Genomic DNA, 14,324 nt, shown 5'->3' on the forward strand with positions numbered 1-14,324 from the left:
AAGTCGGAGGAGAGGCTTCCGGCGCCGTCATGGAGGTTTTTGCCATGAACACGCAAGTTCTCGATGCCACGCATCAGGTCGATGGTGGCTTCAAAGTGGATGTGTCCCGCGGCGGGCGCATCGGTCGCGTCTCGTCGGAATGGTTCTCGCGGCCCGACGACGAGCGCTTCTTATCTCTGAACGAATTGGCCCGCACAGTTCGCGCGCGGGCCGAAAGCGGCCGCACTCGCACCGTCGAAAGCGATCGCATCCAGGTTGAGGCGAGCCATGGCGATCCAGAACGGCTGACGCTCATCCTCCCCGGTGCTGAAGCACCCGTCGCCCCAACACACTGGAGTTTCGGACAACTCGCAAGCCTCGTCGGCGCGCCCGCGACCTATCTGCGCCAGCTCCCCGCGGCGCTGGCCGGCATCAATCTGCAGTACGGTCTCGCAACGCATCGCAGAGAGCAGGTAAAGACCCTTGAGACGGGCGACGGTCGTCTAGAACTGCGGGCAGTCACCGGCCCGGACTATGGTCGGATCTACGACCATGAACTCGTCGAAGCCGTCCAGCGCATCGCCGGCAACGGCATCGGCGACACGCGATGGAAAGTTCCCGGCGTGCTCGACTGGTCGACCGGCGTCTACAATCCCGCAGTCGACATCACCAAGGACACTACAACGCTTTACGCCTCGGACCGCGACGTCTTCATCTTCCTGGTCGACGATCTCAATCCGATCGAAGCAGGCAAGCTTCCGGACGGATCGCCCGACCTCTATTTCCGCGGCTTCTACTGCTGGAACTCCGAAGTCGGCGCCAAGACGCTGGGAATTGCTAGCTTCTATCTCCGCGCTGTGTGTCAGAACCGGAACCTCTGGGGCGTTGAGGATTTCGAGGAGATCAACATCCGCCACTCGAAGTACGCCGCCTCACGTTTTGCGCATGAGGCAGCGCCCGCGCTTCTCAACTTCGCCAACTCCTCGCCGATACCCTTCATCAATGGCATCAAGGCATCGCGCGAACGGATCGTCGCGCGCAACGACGACGACCGCACCGAGCTGCTGCGCCGGCGCGGCTTCTCGAGGGCCGAGACGGCGAAGATCATCGACACCGTCCTGAATGAAGAAGGCCGTCCACCCGAAAGCATTTTCGATTTCGTGCAGGGCATCACGGCCGTCGCGCGCGACAAGCCCCATCAGGACGCCCGCCTCGAAATGGAGGCCAAGGCCAAAAAGATGCTCGATCGAGCCTCCTGATCGTTCCCAAAAATCCGGAAGCGAGGCGCGGCTTCCGCCGTCGTGCCTTACCGGTTTGCCTGATGTGTGGCGCTGCCCTCCAGAGTAAGAGGGCGGCGCTTCGCTTCGTGACGGAAATCAAATCCGAGAGAGAGGCTCTTGGGGGTCCGTCGTGGAGAACCATCATGGCCAAAGCTGCCAAGAAGAAGTCCGCCGTCGCAATGATCGTCTTTTCGCGGTCGCGCGACATTCCGTTCGACCGGATATTCCTGTCGGACAGCAACGTCCGTGAGATCAACGTCGAAGAAGGTCTCGAAGAACTCACCCATGACATCGACCGCCGCGAGGACATCGTGCAGGGTCTCAATGTCCGCGCCATACTCGACGCCGACGGCAACGAGACCGGCGATTTCGAGACCCCGGCGGGTGGGCGCCGCTACAAGGCAATTGCGCGACTGGTGGAAGCCGGCCGCTTTCCGGCCGACGGCCCCGTGCCATGCCTCGTCAAGAAGGCCAACGCGAAGACATCCGCAGTCGACGACTCTCTGGCGGAAAACATGGTGCGCCTCGCCCTGCATCCTCTCGACCAGTTCAAGGCGTTCAAGCGCATGCTGGACGGTGGCATGTCGAAGGAGGAGATTGCTGACGCCTATCGCACCACCCCGCGCTTCATCACGCAGCGTCTTCGTCTCGCCACGGCAGCGCCAGCCCTGCTCGATGCGTATTCGCGCCACGAAATGACGCTCGCAATGCTCGAGGCATTCACGGTCAATCCCGATCATGTGCGACAGGAGCAGGTCTGGGAGCGGATCAGCGGCTCCTGGCAGAAGGAGCCGTGGCAGATCCGCCGCATGCTGACTGAAACGACGGTCCCGATGGCCGACAAACGTGCCCGCTTCATCGGTATCGATGCCTATGAGGCCGCCAGTGGTACCGTCCTGCGAGATCTTTTCTCCGACGACAGCGGCGGCTGGTTGGAGGATGTCCCCCTCCTCGACCGTCTCGTCGACGAAATGCTGCAAGGCACGGCAGACGAGCTCGCCAATCAGGGCTGGAAGTGGATCTCAGCATCTGTCGAGCTTCCCTATGGCCACGCGAACGGCCTGCGCAAGTTGATCGGCGTGATTGAGGCACTCACCGAGGAGGAGAGCGCGACCGGCGAAGCACTGCGCAACGAACAAGACGAGCTCGAATCTCAATACAGCGAAGTCGACGAACTGCCCGACGCGGTTGACCAGCGGCTTGCCGAAATTGAAGCAGCACTCTCGGCCCTCGAGGATAGGCCCATGACGTTCGAACCCGCCGAGATCGCGCGCGCAGGTGTCTTCGTCAGCATCAATCGCGAAGGCGTACTTGTCGTCGACCCTGGCTATGTCCGGCCCGAAGACGAGGCGCCGATCGCTGACGACAGCGAAAGCGGTGAGGATGGCACCGAGGACAATGCGTTGGTCGACCACGGCGACATTCAGCGCACCGCCATCTCTATCGGCGGCCAACCGGTCGTCAGGGAGGATGAGGATGAAGAAGGCAACAAACCTCTTCCTGAGCGCCTGGTCGGCGAACTCACCGCCCACCGCACGCTCGCCCTTCAGAACGCACTCGCCGACAATCCCCACGTCGCGATGACGGCGCTGCTGCATCGCATGGTGATGGAGCGATATCATTTTGCAGCTCCGACCGGGTGCCTGGAAGTCTCGATACGCCAGACCTGTTTCTCGGCGCAGGGTGCAGATCTCAAGGACACGCTCTCTGCCAAAGCGATCGGCGAGCGCTACGATGCCTGGAAGGCCGACCTGCCCTCAGACGAAGACGCGCTCTGGGACTGGATCGCGGCGCTCGATGACACGAGCCGGATGGCCCTTCTCGCCCATTGTGTCAGCTACGGTGTCAATGCGATCAACGAGCGCCCAAACCCTTATGGCGGTTCCGGCCCGACCCCGCACAACCTCAATTGCCGTCTCGCTGGCGCGGACCGTCTGGCCCAAGCGACCGGTTTCGACATGGTGACCGACGCCAACTGGAGGCCGACCGTCGACAATTATCTCGGCCGCGTCACCAAGGCTCGTATCCTTGCAGCCGTCCGAGAAGGTGCGGGCGAGCGCGCCGCGACGCTCATCCAGCATTTGAAGAAGGCGGACATGGCGCAGGAAGCTGAACGCCTTCTCAGTGATGCTGGATGGCTGCCCGAACCGCTGCGGCTCCCCGCCGCAACGGACGTCGAAGAACTGGCGGCCGAAGGTGGCGCAACGGCTATGGGCGAAGCTGGCGCCATCCGCGACACTGATACCGACGTGGCTACGCCCATTGCGGCCGAATGAAGCCACCCTGCCCCGATATCTTGGCCCGCCCGCGATGGCGGGCCAATTCTTTTGAGGTCCACCATGGCTGAGACACCGCGCGATCTCGCTACTCACCTTGCAAACCATGCCGAGGCGGTGTGCCGGCACTATCTGTCAAATGGACATCGTCAAGGTCGCTACTGGCTTGTTGGCGATGTCCGAAACACGCCCGGTCGCTCCATGTTCGTTCGTCTGAAGGGACCGGGTTCGGGAAAGGGGGCTGCCGGAAAATGGACAGATGCCGCGACAGGCGAGCATGGCGACCTGCTCGACGTCATCCGCGAAAGCCTGCGTCTTGTCGACTTCAGGGACGTTGCCGAGGAAGCACGATGCTTCCTTGCCATGCCATATCCTGCCTCAGGCAAACGGATCGGCCAACAGGCGTCAGCCGAGCGTGGATCGACGGAATCGGCACGACGTCTCATTGCCATGGCGCAGCCTATCGGACGAACCCTCGTCGAAGACTATTTGCGCAATCGCGGGATTACGGCTCTGCGCGAAACCCGTGCGCTGCGCTACCACCCACACTGCTATTACCGCGAAGACGACTGCGCTCCAACCGAAACCTGGCCGGCGATGATCGCTGCCGTCACCGACCTTTTCGGGGGGCTTACGGGTGCGCATCGCACGTGGCTTGACCCCAACGGCTTCGGTGAAGCCAACCTCGGCCGTGCACCGATCTCCACGCCCAGGCGCGCCATGGGCAGCCTGCTCGGTCACGCAGTCCGCTTCGGCGCAGGCAGCGACGTGATGATGGCCGGCGAAGGCATCGAAACGACACTGTCAGTCCGATCTGCCTTGCCTCATATGTCTTCGATGGCGGCGCTTTCAGCCGCGCACCTGTCTGCGATCCTGTTTCCGCATGGGCTGCGCAGACTCTACATTGCGCGCGACAAGGATCAGGCAGGCGACAAAGCTATAGCAACACTGCTCGAGCGCACTGGTGCGGTCGGCATCGAGGCTATCGTGCTCAAGCCACGGCTTGGCGATTTCAACGAAGATCTCAGGCAGCTCGGTCTCGACGCACTGACCGCGAGGTTGAAGTTGCAGGTCGCTCCACAGGACATCGCACGCTTCATGTCCTCGGCCGTTTGACCGGTAGGTGATCGAGGCGGCACCGCAGCATCGTGCGCTGTCGGGTGACGGAGGCCAGCCTTGCACACTGCGAAGCCACATCCACGGCCTTCGAGAGGGCGATCGGGCGTCAGACGTGCCGGACAGGCAACGGCTTCGCCCAACGATTTTCCGGTGCGCCTCGACGAGGCGCTTTCCATCGCGAAACAAAATCGTCGGTCGTCACCATCCTCCACTGCGTTCCGGCCTTCCGCTGCGCTCCAGGTGCAAGTCCATCCCGGCCGACGCCTTCGTCGCCAAGAAGGCCGCGCTGGGCGTGGTCACGAGCGAAGGAAGACCTCCATGACCAAAGAGCACGCCACGAGCTACGAGCCGCACCACGCCTCTCCGACCGAACACGTCCTCCAGGAACTTCAGCTTTACGGCTACCGCCCCTTCGAGGATGAACCTGACCCTCGCCCGCTTCCCGAAGGCCACGTTGTCGCTGCCAGCATTGCCGACATCTTCGACGCTCTCGTCGTGGCACTTTCCGATACCCGCCTCGAGCCCGACCTCGAGGAACTGCTCTGGGGCACGGTCAATCTCTTTCATCGCGCAATCGGTCGAATTGAACGCGAGCTCGACGAAAATGAGCTCGCCCAGCAGCGCCTCCAGCGCGAACAGGACGGGTCGGAGGTGAAATCGGTCGAACTCGAACGCCTGACGGCTCAGGGACAAACCGTTCTCGAACGGCGCAACGTGTTCGAACTGATGCGCGACCAGGCAGCCGAACAGTTCGAACGCTCCACCCATTCGATCTGGCGGCCGCGCACCGGCTCGATGGTCAACCATCGCAATCTTACTGCAGCGCTGATCGACAGCCGGGACTTCCTTGCCGCCAAACGGCGCGCTGAAAACGATACGCTCCTGCCTCCCGGCCCCAAAATCGCCTTCACTGGCGGGCTCGACTTCAACGACCATCGCCAGATCTGGAATAAGCTCGACCAGGTTCACACCAAGCACCCGGACATGGTGCTGTTGCACGGCGGGAGCCCGAAAGGCGCCGAGCTCATTGCCGCCAAATGGGCCAGCCATCGCAAGGTTCCGCAGATCGCCTTCAAGCCTGACTGGGCCAGGCACGCCAAGGCAGCGCCGTTCAAACGCAACGACGCAATGCTTGAGGCGATGCCGATCGGCGTCATCTGTTTCCCCGGCACCGGAATCCAGGACAACCTTGCCGACAAGGCGCGCAAACTCGGTATCCCCGTCATGAAATTCGGCGGCGCGTAAGCGCCGCATTCCCCTACATCGAAACCGCACGACCGAACGGGAGGAGGAACCGAGTAAGTGTCCAGTCGGCGTTGGACAAAATTGTTAGCGTCGATCGCCTGTGCGTAGTCTTAAAGGTTCAATGGGAACAGGCCAATGATTATGGAAACGGTGGCGCTGCGACGATCCGATCCAGTTTTTCACGAGACGGGCCATGAATCTTGATGAGTGATCGTGCTTGGCCGTCAGACAAGCCATATCGCTCGGCGAGGGTGTGCGCTGTGTAGGTTGCGTCCTGTGCGATCTGCCTGAATATGTCCATTTTCTGGTTTTCGTCTGGGTCGTCAATCATTGCGACTTCCTCCCGTCCGTAAACGCAGGGCGAGGCTACGGCAGGCCTATTCGCGGTCGAAGGGCACTGCTGACAGAACATAACATAGGCCCACCACCCTTCGGCGTTTAAGATTGGAAGTAGGGATCGCAAAGCGGGCGCGCAGTGAGGGACACCAAGGAGTGTGGCTTCCCCCCAAACTGCTTGGCCAAATCGGCGACGTCAGCAGATGAGCCAACGATCGCCGTGACTGAAAGACATCGCGAAGCGGAGCGGACGCAATAGCGATTCGAAAGCATGCTGACGGCCGCCAAGTACCGGACGATACGACGGTGGACCGTATTGCCGGAAAGCGGTCGGGATCAGCGAGGCAGCCCCTTGTGGTTCCTCCGAGTCCGGTCCGTCAGCGAGCGCACCGAAGTGGTCTCTGCGATGGATGTATCTGGCCGAAGGCCGGCTATGCCTCGATCGCCTTCCACGCAATGGCTTGTTGCGACTTTCTTCCCCTGGCGCTACGCGGCCATTCCTCGCGAGCCAACAAAGTCGCTCCCGCGCCATCCTCCGCTGACGCTTCGGCCCGTGGGTGCGCCGGCTATCGCCTCCGGCCTGTCGATCACCATCGAGACCGCAATGGTGCGGGCTCGAAACAAACAGGATCGGAGAACGACCATGGCCACCATCGGCACCTTCAAGAAGTCAGGCAACAACGAATTCACCGGCGAAATCGTCACGCTTAGCGTCCAGGCACGCAGCGTCCGCATCGTCCCCGAAACCCGCGCCTCTGGCGACAACGCTCCCAGCCACCGGGTCTTCGTTGGTCGAGCCGAAATCGGCGCCGCATGGGCCAAGTGCTCCAACGAGGGTCGCGACTATCTCGGCCTCAAGCTCGATGACCCGAGCTTCAACGCCCCGATCTTCGCTAACCTCTTCAACGACGAGGACGGTGACGCCTACAGCCTGATCTGGTCACGCCCGAGCCGCCGCAACGGCGAATAAGGCCCGCTGATCCCCCCCGCCCGAACAGTACGGGCGGGGTGCTTTTCGCTCAAAGCGGCCTGGCGACGCAGGCCTCCGACAGCCAGGAACGCGGCTGCTTGCACGCTTCTCGCTAATCATCAGCAACATACTTCTTCAGAAGCTCGGACACGTCACAGGAGAGAACGATTTCCGTCCCAAGCCGCCCCTCGAAGGAGGCACCTGAACTCACAAACCCATAGCGGCGGCAAGGCCGGAGCGCGATGGCATTTTCCTCGTTTACGCTTTGCGTCAAGCGGAGCTTCCGGGACGATACACAGCGATCGCTATGTTTCCGGTGTCATCTATTCCAAGGAGATAGATTGTATCCCTGATATCGAAAGCGTCGATCTCCAATGGAACCGGCCTGTCGATGTGCTGCCATTTTCGACCCACGACGTAGATTTCATATCGAATGCGAAAATAGCGTTCGAGATGATTCTGATGCGTCTGGCGGTTTGACCAATCGACTATATGAAGCTTGAACATGGCGCGCACCAGATGACGCAAAACCTTAAGCTGGGCCATACTGGTTTTTTGGTATTGTCAGGGACAGATTTCCCCACGCCGCACGGCTTCCATCGCTGCCTGGATCGTATTTACCGCGTCGCACTTTTCTCTGACATTGCTCAAATGTCGCTCGACAGTGAATCTCGAAATTCCCAAGATGCAGGCAACATCCTCAGCCGCCTTGCCGGCTGCTATCCATATCAGCACTTCTCGCTCTCGATCAGTCAGATTGATCTGAGGCGATTGCCCACCTCCGCCATTCAGCCGGCGCAACGCTCGGTAGGCATGCACGCAAACTGTTTCAAGAATGGGAACGTCCTCAGGCAAAAGTTCAATACGTTCCCCCGCCGCTGTCACGACCGAAGGAGCTCGTCTCGGCTCATGGACAGGAACACACAAGCCGTCCCTCAGACCGAACTCTGCGGCCTCGCCCATGACACGCAATTGTCCAGTGGTCATCTCGGTGGACGACAAGTCACGCCAGATAAAAGGCTGGCCAACCAAGCGGCTGCGTGAGGCGCATGGATCTTGGGAGAAATGCTCACTCGCAAGGTAATGCCTGAGCCACTCCACTGGCCAACCGTCATATAGGATTTCGCGCTGCCAGGGTCCGACCTGCGGTGAAGGCAAGCCGGTAATAAGCAGATGACGAAAGCCGAAAGGTCGTAAGATATTGAGGAGTTCTTCCAAAACCTCCGCTGGCGTAATCGCGGCGTCAATTCTGGCGAGCGCACCAGTAAGTCTAGCGAACACCTTGAGGTTCATCGATCACACCCTCCCCAACGCTGCGGAACATGCCAGCGTTGATGATGGCAGGGCAGTTCACTCTCGTCAGGTGATTCCAGAGTTCTGCAAGCAGAATGCTAACTATAGATTGCATTCGTCTGCGCTTTATAAGCATGACTCCCAAGCATCCGGCTCAACAATTATCTCTTTTCCCGTCCCGCTGCGGGATACTTCAGCAGGTCCGCAGGTTCTACCTCCAGCACCGTCGCCAGCGCCTCCACCGTGTCGAGTGTCGCATTGCGGCGCCCGGCTTCAGCCCCGCTGAGATAGGCGCGGGCGCAACCGGCAAGATGAGCCAGTTGCTCTTGCGACAAACGGCGCTCACGACGCAGCCGCTGCAGGTTCAGACCAAATACATTGCGAAGGTTCATCGCGTGAATTTGCCGAATGTGCATTGAGCGGGGATGGCGACAGATAGTCCGTCCGCAATAATCCCCAGCAGCCACGACATATGGCTTCCGGGCAGCTTCAACTGCCTCGGCGGACGATTTATCCGATAAGGCAGCCACCAAACTCATTTGTTAGAGTACGTGGCAGCCCTTGCGCCGGAGCTAGCAGCAAGTGTGAAGACCTTGCTGATACCAGTTGGCCATTCGTCGGAGGCGATCAGTCCCGGTTCCCCTGCGCGGCGCTAAGCTCAACCTCCTTAGGTCGCCTTGTTCGCCGATCGAAGTGGTCGCGAATTTGCTTCGACTTCGTCCCGGCAATGTCGTCCTGTCAGACGTGCCGATGTCTTCACTTTATGCGCTGCTTCCTTTTGGGTCGACGCAGAACAGGGCTTACCCGCCGTTTCGTCTTCCAGTCAGTGGATGGCAACGCGACCAGATTGCTGTGTCCTTCGGGGGGCCGAGAGCGGACCGGTAGGTTTTGGCAGATGACCTATGGAAAGCGGACATTCGAGTTCCGGCGTTGCCGATCTCAAGGAATTTCTGTGCTGAAAGAGAACGTGGCGTAGAGTTATCTCTCTCGCCCGTGGGACTGGACGGACGGCATCCTGCGGGAGATGGTAGCACGCATGGTCACTACGATTGTAATGGACGGTTGCAATGAAGCTGCTCGATGACGTTATGGTATACGAGCCGCCGCTAGGCCGGGCGCCCTCAAGAGTATGCGCGCCAGCTGGCGCCATTTTGACGAAGGCCCACCCTAGCGTGACCGCCAAGAGCGCAGAACCGCAGAAATTTAAAGTAGTGGGGCTCTTCGCGGGGACGAGCGCGGCCGCTATGTCCGGCCGGAAGCCTATCAACCGATCGCGCGGCTGCATGCCGACAATTACATCGTCGCCGACAACCAGTTCGTGCTGAAGCATCCGGCCGAGCTTCTCATCACGAGGAAGCCGCCGGCCCTGCCGCAGCTTAAATGAGGCAGGAAAAATGCACCTAAAGGTGCTTGAGGGATAAAGAACCAAGGCCCCATGATCGTGTCAAACGAAGGCCGAAATCAGCGAAACCGGTAGCTCTAAGGCAAGGGCAGATCTGACTTCAATGACCGGCATGGGCGCAAAGCTGCCATTCATATCTGCGGCAGCGTGTGATCGCTTTGATTATAGCGGGTCTGCCGGCTTATAGATTGTCTAGTGTAATTTCACCTGACAGGTGCAGCTTATTCATTGCTTGAACGGCGTGCCAAACGTACGCCCGCACCACCACCGTTCTCGGGTATAAATTCAATTCCATTCGCTTCGAACGCTGAACAGATTGCCCGCAAAGTTGAAGGATGAGCTGATTTTCCGCTTTCGATTCGGGTTATCGTTGCTGCGGTGACCTGAGCACTGCTAGCCAATTCTCTGACACCCCATTTAAGAGCGGCGCGAGCCATCCTAATTTGATCCCCTGTTATCAAATTATATCCTTGACATAATTTCATAGGTAATCAGAATACCTTATTACAACGCGGCCGTGCAGGATGGGGAAACATCCTACTCGGCCTGACCAAACCCAAGCTGGTTGGAGCTCGGATCATGGCTGATTCCGACAATACCACAGCTTTGCCTTTCGTCACCCAAGAGGGACGAAGGAAGAGCTGTGCTGTGGATGACGATGCGAGAGGTGGCGGCGCTGTAGTTCGCGCTACACCCACGGAGCGCTTTGCCGCGCCTTTACTTGCGCCGCTCGACCCATGTGTAGTCTTGCTGCAGGAGTGGGAACAAGCACACCACATGGCCGTGGTTTTGTGCCGCCTGCAGCAGCGTCTTGAAACACGGATCAGGAACGCCCTTGGGTTTTCCGATCCAAGTTGTGAACTGGGTAGCGACCTGCGAAGCGCGCCGCAGGCATCAGCGCCGGCGGATCGGCAGAAGCGTTGGGACGAGCTTGATCACGAGGTCGGCTACTCCAGAGCCCGCGCTGCCGAGGCGCAGGCCGTTGAAGCTGAGGAAGAGATTCTCGACGCCGTTGCCGCCACACCCGCCCAGTCATTTGCCGGGGTGGTCGCCAAGCTGAAGATCATTGTCGGCTGCGGGGAGACTGTCGGGGACGCCTCGTCATTTCCCTGGCCGCAGATCCAGTCGGTTTTGGCGGATCTCAAAGGGCTGGCCGAACGCGATGCGCCCGACCTGCCGCGTTCTTCCGGCAGTGGGCACGGCGACAAGCCACCCAGCAGCGATCGCGGTCTGGACGAAGAGACCAATCGATAAGTCGTAAGCCATCCACTGCGAAGCTGAGCGCACTGCAGGATCGCGGAGGCGAGGCTTCGGTCCCGCGAGGCCACGCACACCAGACGTCCCTTTGTCGGTCGTCGGCGCAGGCAAAACCTTACAACAATGGGAGAGAGAGAGAAATGACCTTCAGAAGTTCTGTACGCCCGCGGCTTGCATTCATGTGGTGCGTTTTGCTCGCGCTGATCGTTGCCATGCCAGGTGGTCCGGCCTTTGCCGAGACGACCAAGGAGCGCATCCTACGCGAAGGCAAGATCGTCATCGGCATCCACAACCGGACGCCATGGGGCTTTCGCGATGAAGCCACCGGCGAGGCCAAGGGATGGCATCCTGATCTGCTCAAGGCCGCGTTTGCCGAACTTGGCGTCAAGGAGATCGACATCAGGGTCACCGAATTCGGCGCCCTGATCCCGGGGCTGCTGGCAGGCCGCTTCGATGCGGTGGCGTCCGGTCTGTCCATCACGCCGGAGCGCTGCCGGCAGGTCGCCTTCGGTGCTCCTGATCTCAAGGTCCATGACGCAGCCATCGTGCTCGCTGGTAATCCAAAACAAATCCATGGCTTCGACGATATCGTCAGCAAGCAGATCATCATGGGTGCCGGCCGCGGCAGCGTGTCGGTCAGGAATGCGACTGTAGCCGGCGTGCCGGAAAGCAACATGCTGCTGTTCCCCGACATCGAAGCCAACATCTCGGCCCTGCGCTCCGGCCGCATCGATGTGACGGTGCTTTCATCGCCGACCGTGATTGGGCTGCTTGCCAGCGGCAAGCTCAAGGGACTGGAGAGTGCGACACCCTTCGTGACGACAGATGAGCAGGCAACTTATGCAGCCGTCGCGTTCCGCAGCGAAGACCAGGATCTGCGGGCACTGTGGGATGAAAGGCTTCTGGCACTGACAAAGGATGGAACGGTGACTACGGTCATGGCCAGATATGGCTTTGGCGAGTCCGAGGTCGTGCCCAGCACCGTCACCGTCGAGAAGCTCTGTGGCACGGCTGGTGCCGGCAAATGAGCATCCTCGAGATCTGGCTCGGCATCCTGCAGGGCTTTCGCGTCACTGCTTTGGTGACGCTCTATGGCCTGGTCTTTGCCATACCCTTTGGCCTCATCTTCGGCGTTGCCCAATACATGACGACGGGTCCGGCACGGTTCGTCGTGACGTCGATCATCGAGTTCTGGCGCAGCTCCGCCGTCATCATCCTGCTGTTCGTGTTCTATTACGCCCTGCCCCTCGCCGGACTGGCGCTGTCGGCTATGACGGTCAGTGCCATGGTGCTGGGGCTCAACATCGGCGGTTATGCCAGCCAGGCCGTCAGAGCCGGCCTGCAGGCACTGGACCGTGGCCAGAAGGAAGCTGGCCAGGCGCTTGGGCTGTCGCGCTCCACCATCCTGTTGCGCATTGAACTGCCGCAGGCACTGGTCGCCATGAGCCCGACCTTCATCAACCAGCTTATCCAACTGGTGAAGGCGACATCGCTTGTCTCGCTGGTCACGCTGACCGACATGACCTTCCGCGCCAAGGAGATTTCGCAGATCGAGTACGACCCGGTGCCGATCTACAGCTCGCTGCTGCTCGCCTACTTCATCGTCTGCTATCCGGTCGCACTGCTCGGACGCTGGGTGGAACGACGCATCAACCCGGCATATGTGGAACGGCCCGCGGTGCAAGGATGCTTTCAGTCGATTTCCCCACATGAGGACGGTGCGGTCATATGTCCGGCCTTTCTGCGCGGCACATGACCCATATGTGGAACGGCCCGCGGTGCAAGGATGCTTTCAGTCGATTTCCCCACATGAGGACGGTGCGGTCATATGTCCGGCCTTTCTGCGCGGCACATGACCGCTGGCCTCGATGAAGTCCGCGAAACAGGTGGCTGGATCAAGGGGGCGCGCTTTGTGCGCGTCACGGGTTTCGGCCTGTCCTGTTTCGGGATTTCGTCCCGTGGGTTCATCGTCTGCTTTTGCACCTCGCCTCTGCCGGCCCTTGCCGGTCAGCTCGTATGGGCGGTCGGGATCTTTAAGCGGGGATCTCGTTCGCCCTTGTTTCCATTGGGTTGCGGTATACTCCACCTCTGGTCAACAAAGCCCAGATGATCCGCGCCGTCTTGTTGGCCAGCGCAACTGCCACGACCTTGAAAGGGCGTCTGCCAAGCAAGTCCTTCAGCCACGGCCGCGCCTTGTCGTCAGTTCGCACATGGCGAAGGACGGATGCGGCCCCCGTCACAAGCAGCGATCGCAATTCTGAATTGCCCATCTTGGAAATGCGCCCCAGGCGATCCTTGCCGCCGCTCGAATGGGCCTTTGGTGTCAGGCCTATCCAGGCAGCAAAGTGCCGAGCCGATTTGAAGCCGCCGGGATCAGGAACGAGCGCTTTGATGGCCATGGCAATAATGGCCCCCACGCCGGGGATGGTCGCGAGCCGACGCATATCGGCATCTCGCCTTGCTTGAACAACGATCTCACGTTCAAGTCTTTCGATCCGCGAAGCCAGGAGTTCAATCTGGTCGACCATCTCTGTGAGAGCAAATCGCGCAGCCGGCGGCAAGCGGCTATCAGCCTCATCCCGGATGATGACGGCCAATGCCTTGACGTTGGCAATCCCGATTGGAGCGATGATGCCCAACTCGCCCATATGAGCGCGCAGGGCGTTGATCGTCTGAGTTCTCTGACGGACGAGCAATGCACGCGTCTTGAGCACCATCACGGCTGCCTGCTGCTCAGCCGTCTTGACCGGGACGAACCGCATGGTCTTTCGCGTTACGGCCTCGCTGATGGCCTCCGCATCGGCGGCATCCGTCTTGCCGCGTTTGACGAACGGCTTCACGTATTGAGGTGGCAGCAGTTTGACGTTGTGACCGAAGACCGCGATCTCTCGCGCCCAGTAATGCGCACTCGCGCATGCCTCCATCCCAACCAGGCACGGCGGCAATTTCTCGAAAAAGCGCAAAACCTCGGCGCGGCGTAGCTTCCGGTTGAACAGCGGCGCGCCGTCAGCGTCGGCGCCATGAACCTGAAAAACCTGTTTGGCCAAGTCCAGCCCGATAGTGGTAACATCTTTCACGGAACGGTCCCTCCTTGTGGCGTTTGCAACAACGACCACGTTAGCACTTTGATGCTGTCGGAGCGGGCCGTTCCACCTCATCAAGGGAGA

14 protein-coding genes are annotated in these 14,324 nt (G+C 60.2%); 8 read left to right on the top strand and 6 right to left on the bottom strand.

The window, feature by feature from the left end:
- The first annotated feature begins 44 nt into the window (after window positions 1–44).
- From ASC75_RS16300 to ASC75_RS16315, 4 genes are all read left to right on the top strand, one after another.
- The gene (locus tag ASC75_RS16300; RefSeq protein WP_055977762.1) at window positions 45–1,238 is read left to right on the top strand and encodes a hypothetical protein; all 1,194 of its coding nucleotides are present in this window, start codon (window positions 45–47) and stop codon (window positions 1,236–1,238) included.
- A gap of 164 nt (window positions 1,239–1,402) precedes the next feature.
- Window positions 1,403–3,535: a ParB/RepB/Spo0J family partition protein gene (locus tag ASC75_RS16305; RefSeq protein WP_055977606.1), complete on the top strand. Its 2,133-nt coding sequence runs from the start codon at window positions 1,403–1,405 to the stop codon at window positions 3,533–3,535.
- A 63-nt stretch (window positions 3,536–3,598) separates the two neighbouring features.
- Window positions 3,599–4,651 carry a toprim domain-containing protein gene (locus ASC75_RS16310; RefSeq protein WP_055977609.1) on the top strand — a complete coding sequence of 351 codons (1,053 nt, stop codon included), beginning with the start codon at window positions 3,599–3,601 and terminating at the stop codon, window positions 4,649–4,651.
- 321 nt (window positions 4,652–4,972) lie between these two features.
- On the top strand, window positions 4,973–5,899 hold the full coding sequence (locus ASC75_RS16315; RefSeq protein WP_055977611.1) for a DUF2493 domain-containing protein: 927 nt from the start codon (window positions 4,973–4,975) through the stop codon (window positions 5,897–5,899).
- Window positions 5,900–6,038: 139 nt separating this feature from the next.
- Here the strand turns inward: ASC75_RS16315 and ASC75_RS16320 are convergent, their stop codons facing one another.
- Window positions 6,039–6,230, bottom strand: a complete 192-nt coding sequence (locus ASC75_RS16320) for a hypothetical protein (RefSeq protein ID WP_055977614.1) — start codon at window positions 6,228–6,230, stop codon at window positions 6,039–6,041.
- Window positions 6,231–6,878: 648 nt separating this feature from the next.
- Between ASC75_RS16320 and ASC75_RS16325 the strand changes: the two genes are divergently transcribed.
- Window positions 6,879–7,205 (top strand): DUF736 domain-containing protein, encoded by a 327-nt coding sequence (locus tag ASC75_RS16325; RefSeq protein WP_055977765.1) that lies wholly within the window; start codon window positions 6,879–6,881, stop codon window positions 7,203–7,205.
- Window positions 7,206–7,475: 270 nt separating this feature from the next.
- On the opposite strand, the gene ASC75_RS16330 is transcribed toward ASC75_RS16325, so the two are convergent.
- The 4 genes from ASC75_RS16330 to ASC75_RS25630 all read right to left on the bottom strand — a co-directional run bounded on the left by ASC75_RS16330 (window position 7,476) and on the right by ASC75_RS25630 (window position 10,385).
- Entirely contained in the window at window positions 7,476–7,751 is a 276-nt protein-coding gene (locus ASC75_RS16330; protein WP_055977617.1) for a hypothetical protein, read from the bottom strand.
- 18 nt (window positions 7,752–7,769) lie between these two features.
- Entirely contained in the window at window positions 7,770–8,498 is a 729-nt protein-coding gene (locus tag ASC75_RS16335; RefSeq protein WP_055977620.1) for a LuxR family transcriptional regulator, read from the bottom strand.
- 161 nt (window positions 8,499–8,659) lie between these two features.
- A complete protein-coding gene (locus ASC75_RS25625; RefSeq protein WP_082496632.1) occupies window positions 8,660–8,890 on the bottom strand; it encodes a helix-turn-helix transcriptional regulator in 231 nt (76 codons plus the stop codon).
- A gap of 1,231 nt (window positions 8,891–10,121) precedes the next feature.
- Window positions 10,122–10,385: a helix-turn-helix transcriptional regulator gene (locus tag ASC75_RS25630; protein ID WP_256371620.1), complete on the bottom strand. Its 264-nt coding sequence runs from the start codon at window positions 10,383–10,385 to the stop codon at window positions 10,122–10,124.
- 94 nt (window positions 10,386–10,479) lie between these two features.
- Between ASC75_RS25630 and ASC75_RS16345 the strand changes: the two genes are divergently transcribed.
- The 3 genes from ASC75_RS16345 to ASC75_RS16355 all read left to right on the top strand — a co-directional run bounded on the left by ASC75_RS16345 (window position 10,480) and on the right by ASC75_RS16355 (window position 12,913).
- Window positions 10,480–11,154, top strand: a complete 675-nt coding sequence (locus ASC75_RS16345) for a hypothetical protein (protein WP_156381278.1) — start codon at window positions 10,480–10,482, stop codon at window positions 11,152–11,154.
- A 143-nt stretch (window positions 11,155–11,297) separates the two neighbouring features.
- Window positions 11,298–12,185, top strand: coding sequence for a transporter substrate-binding domain-containing protein (locus ASC75_RS16350; RefSeq protein ID WP_055977628.1), 888 nt, complete (start codon window positions 11,298–11,300; stop codon window positions 12,183–12,185).
- The gene (locus ASC75_RS16355) at window positions 12,182–12,913 is read left to right on the top strand and encodes an amino acid ABC transporter permease (RefSeq protein ID WP_244487854.1); all 732 of its coding nucleotides are present in this window, start codon (window positions 12,182–12,184) and stop codon (window positions 12,911–12,913) included. The genes ASC75_RS16350 and ASC75_RS16355 overlap by 4 nt, the downstream gene beginning before the upstream one ends.
- Window positions 12,914–13,190: 277 nt before the next feature.
- Here ASC75_RS16355 and ASC75_RS16360 read toward each other — a convergent pair whose 3' ends face one another.
- Entirely contained in the window at window positions 13,191–14,234 is a 1,044-nt protein-coding gene (locus ASC75_RS16360; protein WP_055977768.1) for an IS110 family transposase, read from the bottom strand.
- Window positions 14,235–14,324 lie beyond the last annotated feature (90 nt).

The organism is Aminobacter sp. DSM 101952 (assembly GCF_001424795.1).
Taxonomy (GTDB): Bacteria; Pseudomonadota; Alphaproteobacteria; order Rhizobiales; family Rhizobiaceae; genus Aminobacter; species Aminobacter aganoensis.

Bases quoted from the DNA above. Each gene is read 5' to 3' on its own strand.
- ASC75_RS16315 (WP_055977611.1), top strand. From the start codon at position 4,973: ATGACCAAAGAGCACGCCACGAGCTACGAGCCGCACCACGCCTCTCCG.
- ASC75_RS25630 (WP_256371620.1), bottom strand. From the start codon at position 10,385: ATGAAATTATGTCAAGGATATAATTTGATAACAGGGGATCAAATTAGG.
- ASC75_RS16335 (WP_055977620.1), bottom strand. From the start codon at position 8,498: ATGAACCTCAAGGTGTTCGCTAGACTTACTGGTGCGCTCGCCAGAATT.
- ASC75_RS16325 (WP_055977765.1), top strand. From the start codon at position 6,879: ATGGCCACCATCGGCACCTTCAAGAAGTCAGGCAACAACGAATTCACC.
- ASC75_RS16345 (WP_156381278.1), top strand. From the start codon at position 10,480: ATGGCTGATTCCGACAATACCACAGCTTTGCCTTTCGTCACCCAAGAG.
- ASC75_RS16320 (WP_055977614.1), bottom strand. From the start codon at position 6,230: ATGATTGACGACCCAGACGAAAACCAGAAAATGGACATATTCAGGCAG.
- ASC75_RS25625 (WP_082496632.1), bottom strand. From the start codon at position 8,890: ATGAACCTTCGCAATGTATTTGGTCTGAACCTGCAGCGGCTGCGTCGT.
- ASC75_RS16355 (WP_244487854.1), top strand. From the start codon at position 12,182: ATGAGCATCCTCGAGATCTGGCTCGGCATCCTGCAGGGCTTTCGCGTC.
- ASC75_RS16310 (WP_055977609.1), top strand. From the start codon at position 3,599: ATGGCTGAGACACCGCGCGATCTCGCTACTCACCTTGCAAACCATGCC.
- ASC75_RS16300 (WP_055977762.1), top strand. From the start codon at position 45: ATGAACACGCAAGTTCTCGATGCCACGCATCAGGTCGATGGTGGCTTC.
- ASC75_RS16330 (WP_055977617.1), bottom strand. From the start codon at position 7,751: ATGGCCCAGCTTAAGGTTTTGCGTCATCTGGTGCGCGCCATGTTCAAG.
- ASC75_RS16350 (WP_055977628.1), top strand. From the start codon at position 11,298: ATGACCTTCAGAAGTTCTGTACGCCCGCGGCTTGCATTCATGTGGTGC.
- ASC75_RS16305 (WP_055977606.1), top strand. From the start codon at position 1,403: ATGGCCAAAGCTGCCAAGAAGAAGTCCGCCGTCGCAATGATCGTCTTT.